We start from the raw sequence: 17,242 nt of genomic DNA, 5'->3' as shown, positions 1-17,242 counted from the left end.
CGTGGCCGATAGGAAGTCTGGTGGCGGTAAGACCGGTAGCGGCAAGGCCGGAGCGGAGGACAGGCGCTACAAGGAGTCCGGTGTCGAGGTGGATCCCCTCTACCGCCCGGAGCACGTCTCCGACCTCGACTACGACGAGCGTCTCGGAGATCCTGGCGAGTACCCCTACACCCGGGGTCCGTATCCCTCTATGTACCGGGGCCGACCCTGGACCATGCGCCAGTACGCCGGGTTCGGCTCGGCCAAAGAGACCAACGAGCGGTTCAAGTACCTCATAGAGCAGGGTCAGACCGGGCTTTCGGTGGCCTTCGATCTACCAACCCAGATGGGCCGGGACTCCGACCACTCCCTGACCGTCGGCGAGGTCGGCAAGGTCGGCGTCGCAATAGACTCACTGCTCGACATGCGCGACCTCCTCGACGGCATCCCCTTGAAAGACGTCTCTACCTCCATGACCATAAACGCCACCGCCTCCACGCTCCTGCTGCTCTACACCCTGGTGGCCGAGGAGCAGGGCGCCACTGCGGCCGACGTGTCGGGCACCACCCAGAACGACATCCTCAAGGAGTACCTGGCCCGCGGCACCTACATCTACCCGCCCGCGCCCTCGATGCGCCTCACCACGGACATGTTCGCCTACTGCGCCGCCGAGTCGCCGCGGTGGAACACGATCTCCATAAGCGGCTATCACATCCGTGAGGCGGGCTCGACGGCGGTGCAGGAGCTCGCCTTCACCCTCGCAAACGCCATAGCCTACGTCGAGGCCGCGGTGGAAGCCGGGCTTGCCGTGGATGAGTTCGCCCCGCGCCTGTCGTTCTTCTTCAACGCCCACAACGACCTCTTCCAGGAGGCCGCCAAGTACCGCGCCGCGAGGAGGATGTGGGCGAAGATAATGAAGGACCGCTTCGGGGCCGAAGATGAACGGAGCCTCAAGCTCCGCTTCCACACCCAGACCGCCGGCTCCTCGCTCACGGCACAGCAGGCCGAAAACAACATCGCCCGCACCACGGTACAGGCCCTCTCCGCCGTGCTTGGTGGAACCCAGAGCCTGCACACCAACGCCTTCGACGAGGCGCTCGCACTCCCCACCGAGCATAGCGCCCGGATCGCGCTGCGCACGCAGCAGATCCTGGCCAGCGAGGCCAGCCTGACCGACACCGCCGACCCCCTCGCCGGCTCTTACTACGTCGAGTCACTGACCGATGCCGTCGAGGAGGAGGCCTGGCGCTACATCGAGCAGATCGACGAGATGGGCGGCTCGGTCGAGGCGGTGGAGAACCGTTTCATGCAGCGCGAGATCGAGGAAGCAGCATTCCGCTACCAGCGTGAGGTCGAGCGGGAGGAGCGGATCATAGTCGGCGTCAACCGCTACACCGGCGGCGGCGAGGACGCCGAGGAGATGGACCTGCACACCGTTGACGAATCCATCCGCGAGCGCCAGGTACAGCGCCTGGCCGAGCTGCGCGAGACCCGGGATAATTCCGCCGTGGAGAAGGCGCTGTCTCGACTCAAAGCTGCTGCGGAGACCGGGGACGAGAATCTCCTGTACCCGATGAAAGAGGCCCTCTCCGAATTCGCAACGGTCGGGGAAGTGTCGGACACTCTGCGCGCGGTGTTCGGCGAGTACAGGCCCTAGCCCCGCCGCACCGTCATCGGGGGCTGTACAAGATTGGTAAGCCAGATTACTTACGCGGCGTCGTTCTAAAGCTATAAAGCTCTCTATCCGATAAGTTTCTCGTAATGAAAGCAATGTTAACGCTGCGAAAAGGCGATCCCGTCGCGAGGCGGGTGCGCAAAGCGACGGGCCTCACGCAGGCAGCCGGGCCATCGAACAGCGGAGGGGCATCTGGCTTCTTCGTTAGAAGGAGACAAGGTGCGGAATTTTTACGTAACGCTTTTAATGTCCTTGATGCTGGCCTCGGGGCTCCTGGTGGCCGTAGCCGGCGACAAGGCTCGGGCACAGCCCGAACCCCGGGAAGGGCCCGTCGCCAAAGCTCCCACGGAGCCGGGGTTTGCAAAGGACGAGATACTGGTGAAGCCCGAAGACGATGCCCCCGGCCGCCGGCTAGGGCAGGTCAACCGCGCAAACAACGCCGAGGTAGAAGAGCGCCTCCCAGAGGCTGATATAACCGTGGTGGAGCTTCCGCGAGATCTTCCCGTGCAGGCGGCGGTCAACGCCTACGAGAACGCCCCCGGGATAGAGTACGCGGAGCCCAACTTCAAGCTCTTTCCGAGCGCCACCGAGCCGGATGACCCGAGGTACGACGACCTCTACGGCCTCAACAACACCGGCCAGACCGGCGGTACTCAGGATTCAGATATAGATGCCCCCGAGGCGTGGGATGTCGGCACCGGGAGCCAGAGAACCGTAACCGCGGTAATAGATACCGGGACGGATATAGACCACCCGGACCTCCGGGGCAACGTCTGGGTCAACCAGGATGAGATCCCGGACAACGGCAAGGACGACGACAACAACGGCTACGTGGACGACCGCAACGGCTGGGACTTTTTCAACGACGACAAGACCGTGTACGACTCCGGGAGCGTGGACGACCACGGCACCCACGTCTCGGGGACCATTGCGGCCCAGGGAGACAACGGCCGGGGCGTAACCGGCGTCAACTGGGATGGCCACATCATGCCACTAAAGTTTATAGGCCCGCGGACCGGGTATACCTCCGACGCGATCAAGGCCATAGACTACGCGGTGGATAACGGCGCCAACATCAGCAACAACAGCTGGGGCGGCGGTGGCCGCTCCCGGGCACTGAAAGACGCGATCACCCGGGCCGGGAATCAGGGGCACCTGCTCGTCGCGGCGGCCGGAAACGGCGGCTCGGACGGCGTGGGAGACGACAACGACCAGGACCCCTTCTACCCAGCCTCCTACGATAACAACAACATAATATCCGTAGCCGCCACCGACAGCTCGGATCGTCTCGCAAGGTTCTCCAACTTCGGCTCGGACACGGTGGACCTCGGCGCTCCAGGAGTAGGAATACTCAGCACGGTGCCCGGAAACGGATACGGCTACAAGAGCGGTACCTCGATGGCGAGCCCCCACGTAGCCGGGGCTGCGGCCCTGCTCGAAAGCCAGAACCCCGGCGCGGGCGCCGCCGAGCTAAAGCGTAGAATCCTCCGAAACGCGGACAGGGCCTCCGACCTCAATGGCAAGACGGTTACGGGTGACCGGCTAAACGCCGCCCGCATGCTCGGCGGTACCGATCTGACGCTCCGCGCCGGGCGCAGGGTGCTGGAGTTCCCGGGTAAAGCGGGATTCGGCGGAAAGTTGACTTCCGGCGGAGAGCCGGTGGCAAACCGAAAGGTGGAGCTTCTGCAGCGTCCGTTCGGCGCAAAGGGCTTCCGGCGCGTCCGGGATGGTGAGGCCACCACCAACCCGAAAGGCAGATTCGTCATCAGAGGGGTAAGACCTCGCAAGCACACCTACTACCGGGCAAGGTTCTCTGGTGAGGGCCAGAGTCTTGAGCGCGCGGTCAGTGGTCCCGAGCGCGTGAACGTGCGGGTAAAGGTGACGATCCGGGCCAAGGAGTCAAACGTGAAGCTGGGACGACGTCGTGGTGTAGTGGGCCGCGTAATACCCAAACATGCCGGTAAGGTCCGGCTCGTCGTCCGGCGCAACGGCAGGCTTATAGACCGGCAGTGGGATAGGCTAGACAGCAGGTCCAAGTACCGCTTCGTGTACAAGCCGCCGAGACCGGGTAACTACGCCGTGTCCGTAGTCCGCTACAAGGACGGGGATCACTTCGGCAATAGGAGTGCGCCCAAGAGATTCCGGGTGGTCCGCTAGCCGCCTCTGAGCCGGCCGGGACTCGGAGGGGCGTATGGTAAGATCCTGCGTGCAAAGAGTGGGATTTTGACGCGCCATTCTCCGTCGTAGGGCGGGGCTCGGAGGAGGTTTTTAAACAGTGGTTGATTGGTTTCGCAGACGCGGCGGTAACAAGGAGACTGGGGGTGAGAATGCCGGCGCGGAGCCCGCGGCCGGGTTCGACGCTTCCTCCGAGACCGCCGACAACCTCGTAGACCGCACGCCCGAGCCGGAGGAGCCTGTAGACGGGTTCTCGGAGGCTGGTGTCCGGGAGGCTCTGCGCGACGTGCGGGACCCCGAGATCGGGCGTGACCTCATCTCGCTGAACATGATCCGCAACGTCGAGATAGAGGGCTCCTCCGTAACCGTCGGCGTCGCGCTGACCACCGCCGGGTGCCCGATGAAGCACCGCATCACCACCGACGTCGAGGACCGTCTAAAGGAGATACACGGCGTCGAGAAGGTAGAGGTGGACTTCGGTGTGATGACCGACGAGGACCGCCAGAACCTCCTCACCTCGCTGCATGGCGGCCCGTCGGAACTCGCTCCCGCCTTCAAGGATGAGTCGGGGACCAGGATCATCGCCGTGGTCTCCGGTAAGGGCGGGGTCGGCAAGTCTACTGTCGCCGTGAACCTGGCCGCCGCGCTGGACCGCGCCGGTCACTCGGTGGAGGTGCTGGACGCCGACGTCCACGGCTCCTCGGTGCCGGTGATGCTCGGCTCCACCGAGAAGCCGAACGTGGTTGAGGGTGTGATCTTCCCGATAGAGTCCGAGTCGGGGCTGAAGTTCATCTCCATGGGCAACTTCGTCGAGGAGGGGCAGGCCATAATCTGGCGCGCCCCGATAGTGAACAAGGCCCTAACCCAGCTCATGCGCGACGTGTACTGGGACGAGCCGGACTTCATCATCGTGGACATGCCGCCCGGTACCGGCGACGTGGCGCTCACGGTGGCGCAGATGATCCCGAAGGCAGAGGCGCTCGTGGTCACCACGCCACAGGCGGACGCCGCCCGCGTCGCGGTCAAGGCGGGTAAGATGGCCGTGCAGGCTCATCTGAAGCTCGCCGGGGTGGTGGAGAACATGAGCTACGCCGAGTGCCCGGACTGCGGCAAGGAGATGAAGATCTTCGGCGGCAACGGCGGCGAGCAGGTCGCCGAAGAGCTCGGCGCGCACCTGATGAGCCGAATTCCCATACTGCCGGACGACTCCGGTGAGCCGGGCAACGCCCTCTATCCCGAGGACTCGGCCCCGACCCGCTCCTTCGACGAGGTCGCAGCCGGAATCGCACAGACAAAGTCCCGCAAGAGGATCAAGGTGGTTTAGAACGTTTTAGGGCGGTCAGTTTTCAGCGGTTAGCCGCTAGCTAGAAGCCCGGGAGCCTCCGTCGTTCACGATGGAGGCTCCCGGGCTTCTACAGGTTTTTCCGAGTGCTGATAGCCGAGCCGCTGATAGCCGCGTTTCGTCGGAGGTAAAACGCGGCTATCCGATCAGCCCGAGCTCCTTGACGGCGTCGCGCTCTTCCTTTAGCTCGTTTACGGTGATGTCGATCTTGGAGCGGGCGAAGTCGTTGATCTCCAGGCCCTCGACGACCTCATATCCGCCGCCGCTGTGCAGCCTGACCGGGAACGAGGAGATGAGCCCCTCCTCTATTCCGTACTGTCCCTCGGAGCGTACGGCCATCGAGTGGAGCCCTTCCGCGCCCAGCGCCCAGTCGTGTACGTGATCTATGGCCGCGTTCGCCGCCGAAGCCGCCGAGGACGCGCCGCGGGCCTCGATAACGGCGGCTCCACGCTTGCCGACTCGGGGCATGTACTCGTTCTCGTACCAGTCCAGATCTACCTGGTCCGCGGCCCGTTCGCCGTTTACCTTTGCATTGAAGAGGTCGGGGAACATCGTCGGAGAGTGGTTGCCCCAAACGACGAGGTCCTCGACGTCCTCCACACTAACGGAGAGCTTGCGGGCCAGCATGGAGACGGCGCGGTTCTCGTCCAGGCGCGTCATGGAGGTGAAGCGGTCGTGCGGCACGTCCGGAGCGTTGCTCATCGCTATGAGGGCGTTGGTATTGGCCGGGTTGCCGACCACGAGGATGCGCACGTCGTCGTCGGCGTGGGAGTTGATCGCCTCGCCCTGGGGCTTGAAGATCGCGCCGTTCGCCTCCAGCAGGTCTGCGCGCTCCATACCCTGCTTGCGCGGCTGCGCCCCGATCAGCATCCCCACGTCACAGCCGTCGAACGCCTCGTTTGCGTCCGAGGTGATGTCTATAGACTCGAGCAGCGGGAACGCGGAGTCCTCGAGCTCCATCGCCGTGCCCTCGGCGGCCTGCAGCGCCGGCTCTATCTCCAGCAGCTTGAGCTTGATCTTCTCGTTCTGTCCCAGCAACTGGCCCGAAGCTATCCTGAACAGGGCCGCGTACCCTATGGCGCCCGCGGCTCCGGTAAGAGTGATGGTCTTCGACATTGGCGAACTCCTTGTAAGATTGCTCTGCGCTACCCTGTGCTGCTCTGTGCTGCTCTGTTTTTCTCTGACTCTGTGGCCAATCATAGTGGAATACACGGCTCTATGCCGTCTTCCGTTACTTTCTGTTACCCCTTTGCGCAGTAAAATATTCGTGGCCGGTACGAGGCGATCATGGAGGTATGGTTGGAGGTTAGCGAGGCTATAGAGACCCGCCGGAGTGTGGGGCGGGTTACCCAGGATGCAGTGTCGGATGAGACTGTGGAGAGGATACTGCAGAGCGCCGTCCACGCCCCGAACCACAAGCTCACCGAGCCCTGGGAGTTCCACGTCTTTTCCGGCAAGGGCCGGGGGGAGCTGGCGAAGGCTCGCGCGGAGCTTGCCCGCATCCAGGCCGGGGAGGAGGGCGACGACGAGGAGATGGTGCCGGGCCGCGTGAGCCGCGAGCGCAAGAAAGCGTTCCGGGCTCCGGTGGTGATAGCGGTGATCTCGAAGGCCGGGCGTGGCGAGGTCGAGACGCTGGAGAACTACGCCGCCTGCTGCTGCGCCGTGCAGAACATGCAGCTGGCCGCCCACGGGATGGGGATAGCCTCGATCTGGCGCACCGGACCCGTGGCCTACCATCCCTACATGCGGGAGTTCTTCGGGCTTGACAAGGGCGATCACGTCGTGGCCTACCTCTACCTCGGACATCCGGACCTGGATCTCAGGCCGCGCCGCCGGGAGTCCGTTTTCCAGAAGACCACCTGGCACGGAGCCTAGCCGCCCGGCGTAGCTCTGTGTGGTTTCTATGTGGCTTCCGTACGGCCTTTGCACAGCCTTTTCGGGGAGGCGCGATGGTATGATCACCGGGATCCTGGAGTTCTCTCTAAAAGAGAGGTTATAGAGCTATGAGATGGCTGCTACGTCGGGCGCTTATCTTCTTGGTCCCGATTATCTGGCGCAAGGTCCGCCAGCGGATGAAAAGGCGCTAGAGAGTCTCGGCCAGAAACCGTACGAGGCTGTACTAGCCTTCGTACGGTGTACCTTCGAAGCCCTGGTCCGTGCGGCTCAGGCTTACCAGAGAGTCGTTGGGCTCGTGGTAGAGGATTACCGGGGCCTCCAGGTCCACGGCCTCTGTGAGCACCTCTATCCGGTTGCGGCGCGCGGCCTCGGGGTCGGTATCCACGCCGCTTATGGTATCCGGGTTGAGGAAGATCTTGCTCGGGGCCAGGTCCCCGGTGAAGAGCGCCGTCTCCCCGGCGCGTCCCGTACCGATCCAGGAGATCTGATGTCCCGCCGCGTGACCGGGCCTGAGCTCGACGCGGATGCCGGGCGCAATCTCACCTTCCCCGCTCACGAGCTCGCACCAGCCCTCCTCGATGCCGCGCTCGACGGCGGGCACGGACTCGCTCCTGCCGGGATGGTCGGGCAGGCTCCGCGCCTCCTCGAGCGCGTCCTCCTGGACGTAGACTCGGGCCCTCGGGAACCGGTCTCCGTTCAGCGCCCAGCCAACGTGGTCCGCGTCCAGGTGCGAGAGCACGACATGGGTGATGTCCTGCGGCGCGTGCCCGAGGTCCGAGAGGCGATCCATCAGCGTCCGCTCCCGCTGTAGCTCGTAGTCTTCCCGCAGGCTCTCCGGCAGCTCGGGGCCGAAGCCGGAGTCGAGCAGGGTTAGGCCGTCCGGCGTCTCCACCAGCGCGGGGTGCATGCCGCCCTTTATCTTCGCCTTGCTCCTGCCGCCGAGGATGCTGGCAGCGTTGGTTATGAATATCCCGTCGTCCAGTATGTGGACCTGCGTGCGGCCCAGGTCTAGGCTCTTTAGCGTCACGGGGCTCCTCCAAGCGTGAGATGTCGTGAGATGTAGGTAGCGGTAAGTTCTTGTAAACAGAGGATACCGGATACTCGCGCGTCGCGACCCGGCGGACGCGGTACGCTCTACCGGATGAGCCTGATACGGCGTGTGTGGAGTTGTGAAGATCGCGGAGGAGGATAGGTGATGGTGGACCGAGACCGGCCGGCGAGATACGAGGTGGGGGACCGGGCGGCGCTGAAGGCGACGCGGCAGCCGGTCGAGATACTGGAGGTGCGCCGCGCCGAGTTTATTCCGGACTTCGTCTACAAGGTGCGGGTGCTCGCCCAGAGACCGGCCCGGCCCTACAACTTATCGGTCCCCGAGCACGATCTCTCCGACCTCCCGGAGTAGGCAACGCCAGATACCAGATTTGGCCAGTGACCGCTTCTACGCGCTTCTACGGCCACTCGCCGGAGGCGACGCTCAGGTAGGCTACGTCCACCAGCGGGACCCCGCTTTCCAGAGCCCGGTCCACGGCGTGGGAGAGCGCCTCGGCCGCCACGCCGGCGTCCGGGAAGTGGCCGTCCAACAGGCGGGCGGCGCGGGCGATCTCGTAGAAGGAGAACCGGAGATGTCCGCCGGTTAGCCGGTGCACGGTTTGCAGCGCCTCCAAGCGCAGTGGGATCAACTGCTCTAGCCGCCAGCGGATCTCGTCCCTCGTAAGGGACATGGTCTGGTACAGACGCGCTATCTCGGCCATCTGCGTTAGCCTCTCGCCCTGCTTGGCGAGCCTGCCGATACAGCCCTCGTCCAAGTATCTCCGGACGGTGATGCGCGCCAGGACGAGCTCGCCTTCTCCGCCCCCCAAGCCTCCCAGAGCCGGTCTTCTACCCTCCTCGCCCGGCAGCCTGGTCTGGGTCCGCCCGATACCCAGCTCCAGACCATCGGCGAATACCCGGGGCAGGTGGCCACCGGCGTAGTAGGCCACGTGCCGGGCCATCACCCCGGCAAGCGGGGAGTCCCGGGCGGCGCGGATCTCGACCCACTTCCGAGCCGTGCCCGAGTACAGCCTTTCGAGCGCTCGCCAGGTGGCGTCTCCCCCGAGATCCAACTTCCCGGGCTCCTCTTCCACTACCGAGATGCCCACCCCCGGAAGCTCCGCTTCGTATGCCCTCCGCACCTCATCCAGAAATAGACCGAACTCCTCATCCACCTCACCGGAGAGGTAACGGCGACGTTCGGCGGGCAGCACGTACATCAGGCGGCTCTTGATCCTGCGCTCCTTGCCCTCCGCCGCCTTGAGGCCGTCTATGGCCTCGTACAGACCCCGCCGCCTCTCGAAGACCAGCGCCGAGAGCCGCTCCACCTCCGGGTCATCCGACGAGCCCTCTACCCAGGCCTCGTCTCGCGCGGCGCAGGCGGCTTCGTGGGCGTTCTCGGCTCTCGTCACGGCCCGCTGCTGAGCCTCGCGCTCTAGCTGAGCCTCTCCGAGCTCCCGTTCTAGCGTCTCGACGGTGGATGACATCGAAAAACCCCTGCGTCCTCCAGAAGCTCGCGTACTACGAGATGTAGACGCCCATATCTTAGCACTCGACCCCTGGACTAGCCCCCACCAAACCCCATGACTCTACCCGTTGCGGCGCCTGTGAATATTGTATAAAATGTTATTAGTCAAGTTCGTATACGGCTAGCAAGGGAGTCGTGATGGAGTTCGATACCGGATCTAGCAGGGAAGAGACCGGAAGCTCGTCACAGGGAGCAAGCCGCGGCGGAAACCCGGGAGGCGGAGGGTACTCACTCTCGGATCCCGTAGACAGCTTCGTCGCCACGGTTCGGGCTCTGATAGTGCAACCGGCGGAATTTTTCAGAGGCGTAGCTCTGCGAGACGGGCTGCTCAACCCCATAGGCTTCGCGGTGATCTGCGCCCTTATCGGGGCGTTTTTGGGTGGGCTCATCACCATCTTCGCGGCCGTGGTGGGCATCGGGGATCAGGGTATTGGCGGGGCCGTCGGGGGCTTCGTGGGTGGTCTTATCTTCACCCCGATACTGACGCCCATCGGGCTCTTTATCTGGGCCGGTATCTCTCACCTGTTCGTCATGCTGTTCGTGCGCCCGGACAACGCGGGCTACTGGTCTACTTTCCGGGTGGTCTCCTACGTGTCCGCGACCTCACTCGTAAGCTGGGTACCCATCCTCGGTGGGCTGGTCGCCCTCGTGTGGGGCGTGATCCTGGCCATCCTCGGTATCCGGGAGGTTCACTCCACCACCACGGGCCGGGCCGTGCTGGTCGTGCTGGTACCCGCCGCCGTGGTTCTCCTGCTTTTCGCGCTCGTGGCGTTCTCCGTACTCGTCGGGCTCCTTATCGGCGGACGCTAGCCCGGCGCGGGTCTCCGTGGGTAGCATGTGGGTAGTATGAGAGTCTGTTTCCTCTGGCCTTTTTGCGCTGCTCGGGCCACCGGCACGTTAGCCACCTTTGCCGACGACCGCTATACTAGGCGAGTTTTCTACGGCGTTTACAGACTTTGAAGGGAGCATCGGATAATGGCTCAGACGGTTACCTTGATACCCGGCGACGGCGTAGGCCCCGACCTCACGGATTCCGTACGGCGGGTGGTAGACGCTCTGGAGGTCGGGATAGAGTGGGAGGTCGCCGAGGCCGGCGAGGCCATGATGGAGAAGGAGGGGACCCCGCTACCGGAGTCCGTGCTGGAGTCCGTCCGGCGTAACAAGGTCGCCATCAAGGGACCGCTTACCACGCCGGTCGGCACGGGTTTCCGCTCGGTAAACGTGGCGCTGCGCAAGGAGCTCGACCTGTACGCAAACGTCCGGCCCTCGCTCTCCCTGCCCGGCATAGACCTGCCGTATAAGGACATAGACATCGTCCTGTACCGGGAGAACACGGAGGACCTGTACGCCGGCATCGAACACACCGTGGGCCGTCACGCCGCCGAGTCCATCAAGATCATTACCCGCGAGGGTACCGAGCGCCTGTGCCGCCTCGCCTTCGAGCGGTCCAAGGAGCAGGGCCGCAAGCGCATAACCGTCGTCCACAAGGCGAACATCATGAAGTACACCGACGGTCTCTTTAGGGACGTGTTCTACGAGGTCGCGGGGGAGTACGAGAACGACTTCGAGGAGATAGACGACCGCATCGTGGACAACATGGCGATGCAGCTCGTCACCAAGCCAAACGAGTACGACGTGCTCGTCTGCCCGAACCTCTACGGCGACATCCTCTCCGACGAGTGCGCCGGGCTTACCGGCGGGCTCGGGGTCGCCCCGGGCGCAAACATCGGCGACGGTCTCGCGCTCTTCGAGCCGGTCCACGGCTCCACCCCGAAGTACGTCGGCCAGAACCGGGTCAACCCGCTGGCGACGCTCCTGTCTGCCAAGAGCATGCTCACCTACCTGAGCATGAACGAGGCCGCCTACCGGATGCAGTCCGGCATCGAGAAGGCGCTCTCAAAGCCCGAGACTCGCACCAAGGACCTCGGCGGCACGGCCGGCACCAGCGAGTTCACGGAGGCCATCGTAGATAATTTGTAGCCCGGCTCCCGGAGTCTGCTGCTTACCCTGGTGGCGATCCGGGCACATATAGCACCCGTAGCGCCTGTAGCGCCTATAATCCCCGGATCGCCGGCGTCGCGCCTGAAAGGGCATGGAGCTGCATGAAGGGTGTGGCGTCCGGCGGATGAGGTCTGGAGTCCGGTGTCGAGGGGGGATGGTCTAGCGCGTTGCGCGTCGCGATCTTTACGGAGACTTTCCTGCCGGCCACGGACGGGGTGGTAACCCGTCTGCGGCACACCATAAGCGGGCTTACCCGGATGGGCGACGAGGTGATGGTCCTGGCTCCCCGTACGAAGGGGATGCCACGGAGCTACGCCGGGGCCGAGGTCGTGGGCTTCCCTGGCGTGGCCTTCCCGCCCTACCCGCAGATACGGCTCGCCCCGCCTCATCCCGGGGTAGGACGGGCGCTGCGGAGGTTCCGGCCGGACGTGATCCACGTCGTCAACCCCATACTCCTCGGGCTTGGAGGCATCTACCACGCCCGTCGTAACCGGATACCGCTGGTGGCCTCTTATCACACCAACGTCGCGGCCTACGCCCGGTACTACAACCTGGGCTTTTTGGAAGGGTTTACCCGCCGGACCACCCGGATGCTGCACAATCAGGCAGACGTCAACCTGTGTACCTCCGAGTCCGTGAGAGAGGATCTCGTCAAAGACGGGATAAAGCGCGTGAGGGTCTGGCCCCACGGGGTAGATTCCGCGCTCTTCCACCCGGACAAGGCCGGCGAGCGTTGGCGGCGGAAGCTCTCCGGGGGCGACCCGGAGAAGATGATCCTCGCCTTCGTCGGACGCGTCGCCCCGGAGAAGAACATCGGACAGGCGCGGGCCATTCTCGAAAGGGTGCCGGACACCAGGATGGCGATCATCGGCGACGGCCCGGCGCGGCGGGCCACCGAGCGCGAGTTCGCCGGGACGCCGACGGTCTTTACCGGGCTTCTCCAGGGAGAGGATCTGGCCGGGGCACTCGCCTCGGTGGACGTTTTCGTGCTGCCCTCCACCACCGAGACCCTCGGCATGGTCACGATAGAGGCCCTGGCCTCCGGCGTACCGGTGCTCGCCGCCCGCAGCGGGGCCTCCGAGGAGATACTGGACGAGGGTCACGACGGCCTGATCTTCGAGCCCGGCTCCGAGGAGAGCCTGGTGGGGCAGGCTCGGAGGCTCCTGGGCGACGCGGGGCTCAGGGAGAAGCTATCCCGCAACGCCCGCGCCACTGCCGAGAAGCGCGACTGGACCGTCGCCACCCGGAGGCTGCGCGATCTCTATGGCGAGGCGCGGGACGTCTCCGGCGGAGCCGGGTGAACCGCGCGAGCCGGGGCGATACGCCCGAGGCCGTCCCCGATAGTCCAAGGCCGGGTGAAGGGCAGCCGGCCAAAGGGCACTCTCTGCAACAGCGCATAAAAAACTTCGGGTTCCGCTTCTCCAAGTTTTCGATCGTCGGGGCAGCCAACGCCGTCGTGGACTTCGCCGTACTCAACCTGCTGCTATGGTTGTATCCGACCGATAGCACCACCAACGTGGTCCTGTATAACCTGATTGCGCTCGTCGCCGCCAACCTCAACAGCTATCTGGGCAACGCGTTCTGGACCTTCCGCGAGCACGCCGAGCCCAGCGGCCGCCAGAGGACGCTGTTCGCGCTCCAGGCTCTGCTCAACATCGGGGTTAGCAGCGGCCTATTCTGGATGTGCATACACCTGTTGTCCTGGTATACGACCCTGCCGCCGTTCGTCGGGGAGAACATCTCGAAAACCATCTCCGTGATAACCGCCTCGGTGATGAGCTTCTTTATAATGCGCTACCTGGTTTTCTCCCGGAAAAGGCGTTTCGGAGGCCGCTTGTAAGAGCCGGAGGGCCGTGCTACATTATCTCCGCTGACAGGCGGAAGTAGCTCAGTTGGTAGAGCATCACCTTGCCATGGTGAGGGTCGCGGGTTCGAATCCCGTCTTCCGCTCTTTCGCCGCTCGGTGATTCAGCGGCAGGGTCAGGCGGCGGGCTTGGCGGCATGGCCGAGTGGTTAGGCAAGGGTCTGCAAAACCCTGTACCCCGGTTCGATTCCGGGTGCCGCCTCTCGGAGCGAGACGATGCGGGGGCGATTAGCTCAGAGGGAGAGCGCTTCCTTGACATGGAAGAAGTCGCTGGTTCGAATCCAGCATCGCCCACTTCGTAAAGTCGGCAAGTAAAACGGGTAAAGGCTTTCTCCGGTTCTCTAAGTTACACCAACCACTCCATGATCTTTGAGCCGCGCCACGTTGCGCCAGGGCATAACAGTCAATTACAGTTATCCCGGCTCCGGTCGCAAGAGTGGTTGGAGCAAGTGCCCATACTGTTTTGGAGGCGTGCCGAGCCACGCGAATATGCGAGAGGCCCGGGTGAGAAGTCCGGGTATACAATCGAGAGGTAACAGAGAGGCAAGCCGGGAAGTTAAAGGCTAAGAGTAGCCGTTGGATCGGGAGGTGGTCTTGACCGAGAGAGTTCTAGAGCCGAAGACGTCGCAGGGGAGTGGGGACGACGATCGCCCGATACTGCACTTCTGGAACTACTTCCCGGAGGAGGACGTCTCCAAGAGCCTGTGTGGCGAGACCCGTCCGGGAAGGGTGGAGAGGACCGGCCGCAGCTTCAACGACGCCGACGTCTGCACGATGTGTGCCGAGATCAGACGTCAGGCCAAGGGCGGCTCCGGTGGTTGATTCCTACGGACGCAAAAGCGCCGCAAGAGATATAGAGAAGATGGCGGAGCATGGCAGAGGTTAGGCTTCCCGACGGCCGGGAGTTGGCCGTGGAGCCCGGTGAGAAAGCCGGGCAGGTCGCGGAGAAGATAGGAAAGCGCCTGGCGCGCGACGCGGTCGTGGCGAAGCTCGACGGCGAGGTGGTGGACCTGGGCTCGCCGGTGGACGGGGCAGGTAGCGGTGACGCGCCGCTATTCGAGGTGGTGACCGCCGACTCGCCCGACGGGCTTTACGTGTTGCGGCACTCCACGGCGCACGCGATGGCACAGGCCATAACCGAGCTGTATCCGGGGAGCAAGCTTTCCATCGGGCCGCCGATACAGGACGGCTTCTACTACGACATAGACGTGGCCGGGAGGCTCACCGACGACGACCTGCCAGGGATAGAGGAGCGGATGCGCGAGATCCTCTCCCGGGACCTGCCCATCGAGCGGCGCGAGACCAGCCGCGAGGAGGCCGAGGAGCTCTTCGGCGACAACCCGTACAAGATGGAGCTCATCCGGGAGCTGCCGGATGGTGGGATCTCCGTGTACAAACAGGGCGACTTCTACGACCTGTGCCGCGGTCCGCACGTGCCCTCGACCGGCCGCTTGGGCTCGTTCAAGCTCCTGAACCTGGCCGGGGCCTACTGGCGTGGCGACGAGAACAACCCGATGCTGACCCGCATCTACGGCACCGCCTGGCCTACCGAGAAGGAGCTCAAAGGGTATCTGAACCGCCTGGAGGAAGCGAGGGCCCGCGACCACCGCCAGATCGGCAAGGACCTCGACCTGTTTACCTTCTCGCCCGAGGTCGGCGCCGGGATACCGCTATTCTTGCCCAAGGGCGAGACTCTGCGGCACGAGATGGAGTCCTACGTGCGAGAGGTGCAGACCCGGCACGGCTACGATCACGTGTGGACCGGACATCTCGTAAACGAGCGGCTGTACGAGCGGTCGGGGCACCTGGAGCACTACCGCGACGCCATGTTCCCGCCCATGACCGACGGTGAGACGAGCTACCGGCTGAAGCCCATGAACTGCCCGTCTCACATGACGCTGTTCAACGCCCGGGCCCACTCCTACCGCGACCTACCGGTGCGCTACGCCGAGTTCGCCACGCTGTACCGCTACGAGAAGAGCGGCGAGCTCAACGGCCTCACGCGGGTACGCAGTCTCACCCAGGACGACGCCCACGTTTTCTGCACGGCGGAGCAGATCCAGGAAGAGTTCGCGCGGGCGTTAGAGATCATCCGCGAGGTTCTGGACACATACGGCCTCGCCGACTACTCCGTGCGGCTCTCCCTGCGCGACCCGGACGCCGCCAAGTACATCGCCGACGACGAGAAGTGGACCCGCGCCGAGGCCGCCCTGCGCGAGGCGCTCGACGCTGCCGGGATAAGCTACGAGGCCGTCGAGGGCGAGGCCGCGTTCTACGGCCCGAAGGCCGACTTCATGGCGAAGGACGTCCTGGGCCGGGAGTGGCAGCTCTCGACCATACAGGTGGACTTCATACAGCCGGGGCGTCTGGGCTGCGAGTACACCGGCGAGGACGGCGAGAAGCACACGCCGGTGCTGCTGCACCGGGCCGTTACCGGGACCACGGAGCGGTTCATGGCGGTGCTCATAGAGCAGTTCGGGGGCGCGTTCCCGACCTGGCTCTCGCCGGTGCAGGCGGTGGTCGTGCCGGTGTCGGACGAGCATCTGGAGTACGCCCGCCGGGTGGAAGGGGAGCTAGCCGGTCGCGGCGTGCGTGTCGAGGTGGACGACTCGGAGAACACGATGCAGAAGAAGATCCGCCTGAACGCTCGTCAGAAGGTGCCGTATCAGCTCATCGTGGGCGGCCGCGAGGCGGAGGAGGAGAAGGTCAACGTCCGGCGGCGGGGACAGAAGACCGGCGAGGACGCGAATCTCTCCGACTTTGCGGACGACGTGGTCGCGGAGATTGCAGCGCGTGATTCTTATGGACAGTAAGAGCGCCGAGGTTATATAATTTAGCCAGTGAAGGGGAACCGCACCCCTCTTGCGGCGCTCGGAACGATGCGCCGGAGAGTTTCGCGGACCCTAGAGATAGACTCTGGAAGGAGTGGTGTACAGTAGCTTCCGAAGAAGATTCCAGGATAAACGGCCAGATCCGCGCCCGCTCGGTGCGCCTGATCTCGCCCGACGGTGAGCAGCTCGGCATAAAGCACATCCGGGAAGCCACCGAGTATGCCGAGACCAGGAACCTGGACCTCGTCGAGGTGGCCCCGAACGCCGACCCGCCCGTGGTCCGGATCATGGACTACGGCAAGTACAAGTACCAGAAGGAGCAGGATCGCAAGGCGGCCCGCAAGAAGCAGGTCAACGTCAACGTGCGGGAGATCAAGCTCCGGCCCAAGATCGGTGACCACGACTTCGAGACCAAGAAGGGCCACGTCGAGCGTTTCCTCAAGGGCGGCGACAAGGTCAAGGTAACCATCATGTTCCGGGGCCGCGAGGTTCAGCACCCGGACCTGGGAGAGAAGCTCCTGCGCCGGCTCTCCGAGGACCTCGAGGATCTCGGCCGTATCGAGAGCCAGCCCAAGCTCGACGGGCGCAACATGGTTATGGTGCTGGTCCCCAAGAAAGAGGGCGCCAAGAAAGACCAGAAAGAGCAAAAAGAGCAGAACAAGGACCGGGAGAAAAGCCCGGCCAGCAACTAGCAGCACCTAGAAGCAGCTAGTAACAACCATGAGCAGCCGCATCTTTCGGTACGCTTCGGGACCGGCGCTAGAACGCGACGTTACGCTGGCTGTAACTCTTTGCTACAATAACGCGCTCGATACACGAGACGTAGAGTCTCGGGGGAGCGAAGCGGCTCACTCCCGTGCCGTTAGCCCTCGATGTCGGGCGACTGTAAGTAACCGGAAGTAAGCGGACAAAAACGCGGAGG

Annotated in this window: 14 protein-coding genes, 3 tRNA genes, 1 pseudogene and 1 riboswitch; of the genes and pseudogenes, 15 read left to right on the top strand and 3 right to left on the bottom strand. The window is 64.1% G+C overall.

Annotation, left to right across the window (positions count from 1 at the left end; all coding sequences use genetic code 11):
• Position 1: 1 nt before the first annotated feature.
• The 3 genes from ABD53_RS09605 to ABD53_RS09595 all read left to right on the top strand — a co-directional run bounded on the left by ABD53_RS09605 (position 2) and on the right by ABD53_RS09595 (position 5,153).
• Complete coding sequence (locus ABD53_RS09605) at positions 2-1,636, top strand: acyl-CoA mutase large subunit family protein (RefSeq protein WP_047865570.1); 1,635 nt, start codon at positions 2-4, stop codon at positions 1,634-1,636.
• Between the two features lie 121 nt (positions 1,637-1,757).
• Positions 1,758-1,832, top strand: a riboswitch (cyclic di-GMP riboswitch).
• Positions 1,833-1,873: 41 nt separating this feature from the next.
• Positions 1,874-3,811 carry a S8 family peptidase gene (locus tag ABD53_RS09600; protein ID WP_152670713.1) on the top strand — a complete coding sequence of 646 codons (1,938 nt, stop codon included), beginning with the start codon at positions 1,874-1,876 and terminating at the stop codon, positions 3,809-3,811.
• Positions 3,812-3,929: 118 nt separating this feature from the next.
• Positions 3,930-5,153, top strand: a complete 1,224-nt coding sequence (locus ABD53_RS09595) for an Mrp/NBP35 family ATP-binding protein (protein ID WP_084709482.1) — start codon at positions 3,930-3,932, stop codon at positions 5,151-5,153.
• Between the two features lie 156 nt (positions 5,154-5,309).
• Here the strand turns inward: ABD53_RS09595 and ABD53_RS09590 are convergent, their stop codons facing one another.
• The gene (locus tag ABD53_RS09590; RefSeq protein ID WP_047865569.1) at positions 5,310-6,287 is read right to left on the bottom strand and encodes a malate dehydrogenase; all 978 of its coding nucleotides are present in this window, start codon (positions 6,285-6,287) and stop codon (positions 5,310-5,312) included.
• Between the two features lie 171 nt (positions 6,288-6,458).
• On the opposite strand from ABD53_RS09590, the gene ABD53_RS09585 reads away from it, so the two are divergent.
• Positions 6,459-7,046, top strand: coding sequence for a nitroreductase family protein (locus ABD53_RS09585; RefSeq protein WP_047865568.1), 588 nt, complete (start codon positions 6,459-6,461; stop codon positions 7,044-7,046).
• A gap of 244 nt (positions 7,047-7,290) precedes the next feature.
• On the opposite strand, the gene ABD53_RS09580 is transcribed toward ABD53_RS09585, so the two are convergent.
• Positions 7,291-8,094 carry an MBL fold metallo-hydrolase gene (locus tag ABD53_RS09580; RefSeq protein ID WP_047865567.1) on the bottom strand — a complete coding sequence of 268 codons (804 nt, stop codon included), beginning with the start codon at positions 8,092-8,094 and terminating at the stop codon, positions 7,291-7,293.
• Positions 8,095-8,259: 165 nt separating this feature from the next.
• On the opposite strand from ABD53_RS09580, the gene ABD53_RS09575 reads away from it, so the two are divergent.
• Positions 8,260-8,469 carry a hypothetical protein gene (locus ABD53_RS09575; protein WP_152670712.1) on the top strand — a complete coding sequence of 70 codons (210 nt, stop codon included), beginning with the start codon at positions 8,260-8,262 and terminating at the stop codon, positions 8,467-8,469.
• A gap of 46 nt (positions 8,470-8,515) precedes the next feature.
• On the opposite strand, the gene ABD53_RS09570 is transcribed toward ABD53_RS09575, so the two are convergent.
• Positions 8,516-9,583, bottom strand: coding sequence for a hypothetical protein (locus ABD53_RS09570; protein WP_047865565.1), 1,068 nt, complete (start codon positions 9,581-9,583; stop codon positions 8,516-8,518).
• Between the two features lie 179 nt (positions 9,584-9,762).
• On the opposite strand from ABD53_RS09570, the gene ABD53_RS09565 reads away from it, so the two are divergent.
• The 10 genes and pseudogenes from ABD53_RS09565 to infC form a co-directional block, all read left to right on the top strand.
• The gene (locus ABD53_RS09565) at positions 9,763-10,434 is read left to right on the top strand and encodes a YIP1 family protein (RefSeq protein WP_047865564.1); all 672 of its coding nucleotides are present in this window, start codon (positions 9,763-9,765) and stop codon (positions 10,432-10,434) included.
• 165 nt (positions 10,435-10,599) lie between these two features.
• Positions 10,600-11,604 (top strand): isocitrate/isopropylmalate dehydrogenase family protein, encoded by a 1,005-nt coding sequence (locus ABD53_RS09560; protein WP_047865563.1) that lies wholly within the window; start codon positions 10,600-10,602, stop codon positions 11,602-11,604.
• A 188-nt stretch (positions 11,605-11,792) separates the two neighbouring features.
• Positions 11,793-12,926, top strand: coding sequence for a glycosyltransferase family 4 protein (locus tag ABD53_RS09555; RefSeq protein WP_047865562.1), 1,134 nt, complete (start codon positions 11,793-11,795; stop codon positions 12,924-12,926).
• Positions 12,923-13,465: a GtrA family protein gene (locus ABD53_RS09550; RefSeq protein WP_053057885.1), complete on the top strand. Its 543-nt coding sequence runs from the start codon at positions 12,923-12,925 to the stop codon at positions 13,463-13,465. Before ABD53_RS09555 ends, ABD53_RS09550 begins: the two co-directional genes overlap by 4 nt.
• A gap of 37 nt (positions 13,466-13,502) precedes the next feature.
• Positions 13,503-13,575 (top strand) — tRNA-Gly (locus tag ABD53_RS09545).
• Positions 13,576-13,620: 45 nt separating this feature from the next.
• Positions 13,621-13,691: transfer RNA gene (locus ABD53_RS09540), tRNA-Cys, on the top strand.
• Positions 13,692-13,711: 20 nt separating this feature from the next.
• Positions 13,712-13,783: transfer RNA gene (locus tag ABD53_RS09535), tRNA-Val, on the top strand.
• 300 nt (positions 13,784-14,083) lie between these two features.
• Positions 14,084-14,311: a hypothetical protein gene (locus ABD53_RS09530; protein ID WP_152670711.1), complete on the top strand. Its 228-nt coding sequence runs from the start codon at positions 14,084-14,086 to the stop codon at positions 14,309-14,311.
• A gap of 50 nt (positions 14,312-14,361) precedes the next feature.
• The gene (gene thrS, locus ABD53_RS09525; protein WP_053057884.1) at positions 14,362-16,302 is read left to right on the top strand and encodes a threonine--tRNA ligase; all 1,941 of its coding nucleotides are present in this window, start codon (positions 14,362-14,364) and stop codon (positions 16,300-16,302) included.
• 143 nt (positions 16,303-16,445) lie between these two features.
• Positions 16,446-17,012 (top strand): annotated as a pseudogene (gene infC / locus ABD53_RS09520) (translation initiation factor IF-3); the annotation flags it as partial.
• Between the last annotated feature and the right edge of the window lie 230 nt (positions 17,013-17,242).

This window comes from Rubrobacter aplysinae, from assembly GCF_001029505.1.
Taxonomy (GTDB): Bacteria; Actinomycetota; Rubrobacteria; order Rubrobacterales; family Rubrobacteraceae; genus Rubrobacter_A; species Rubrobacter_A aplysinae.
This window is presented reverse-complemented; position numbering and strand designations above follow the sequence as displayed.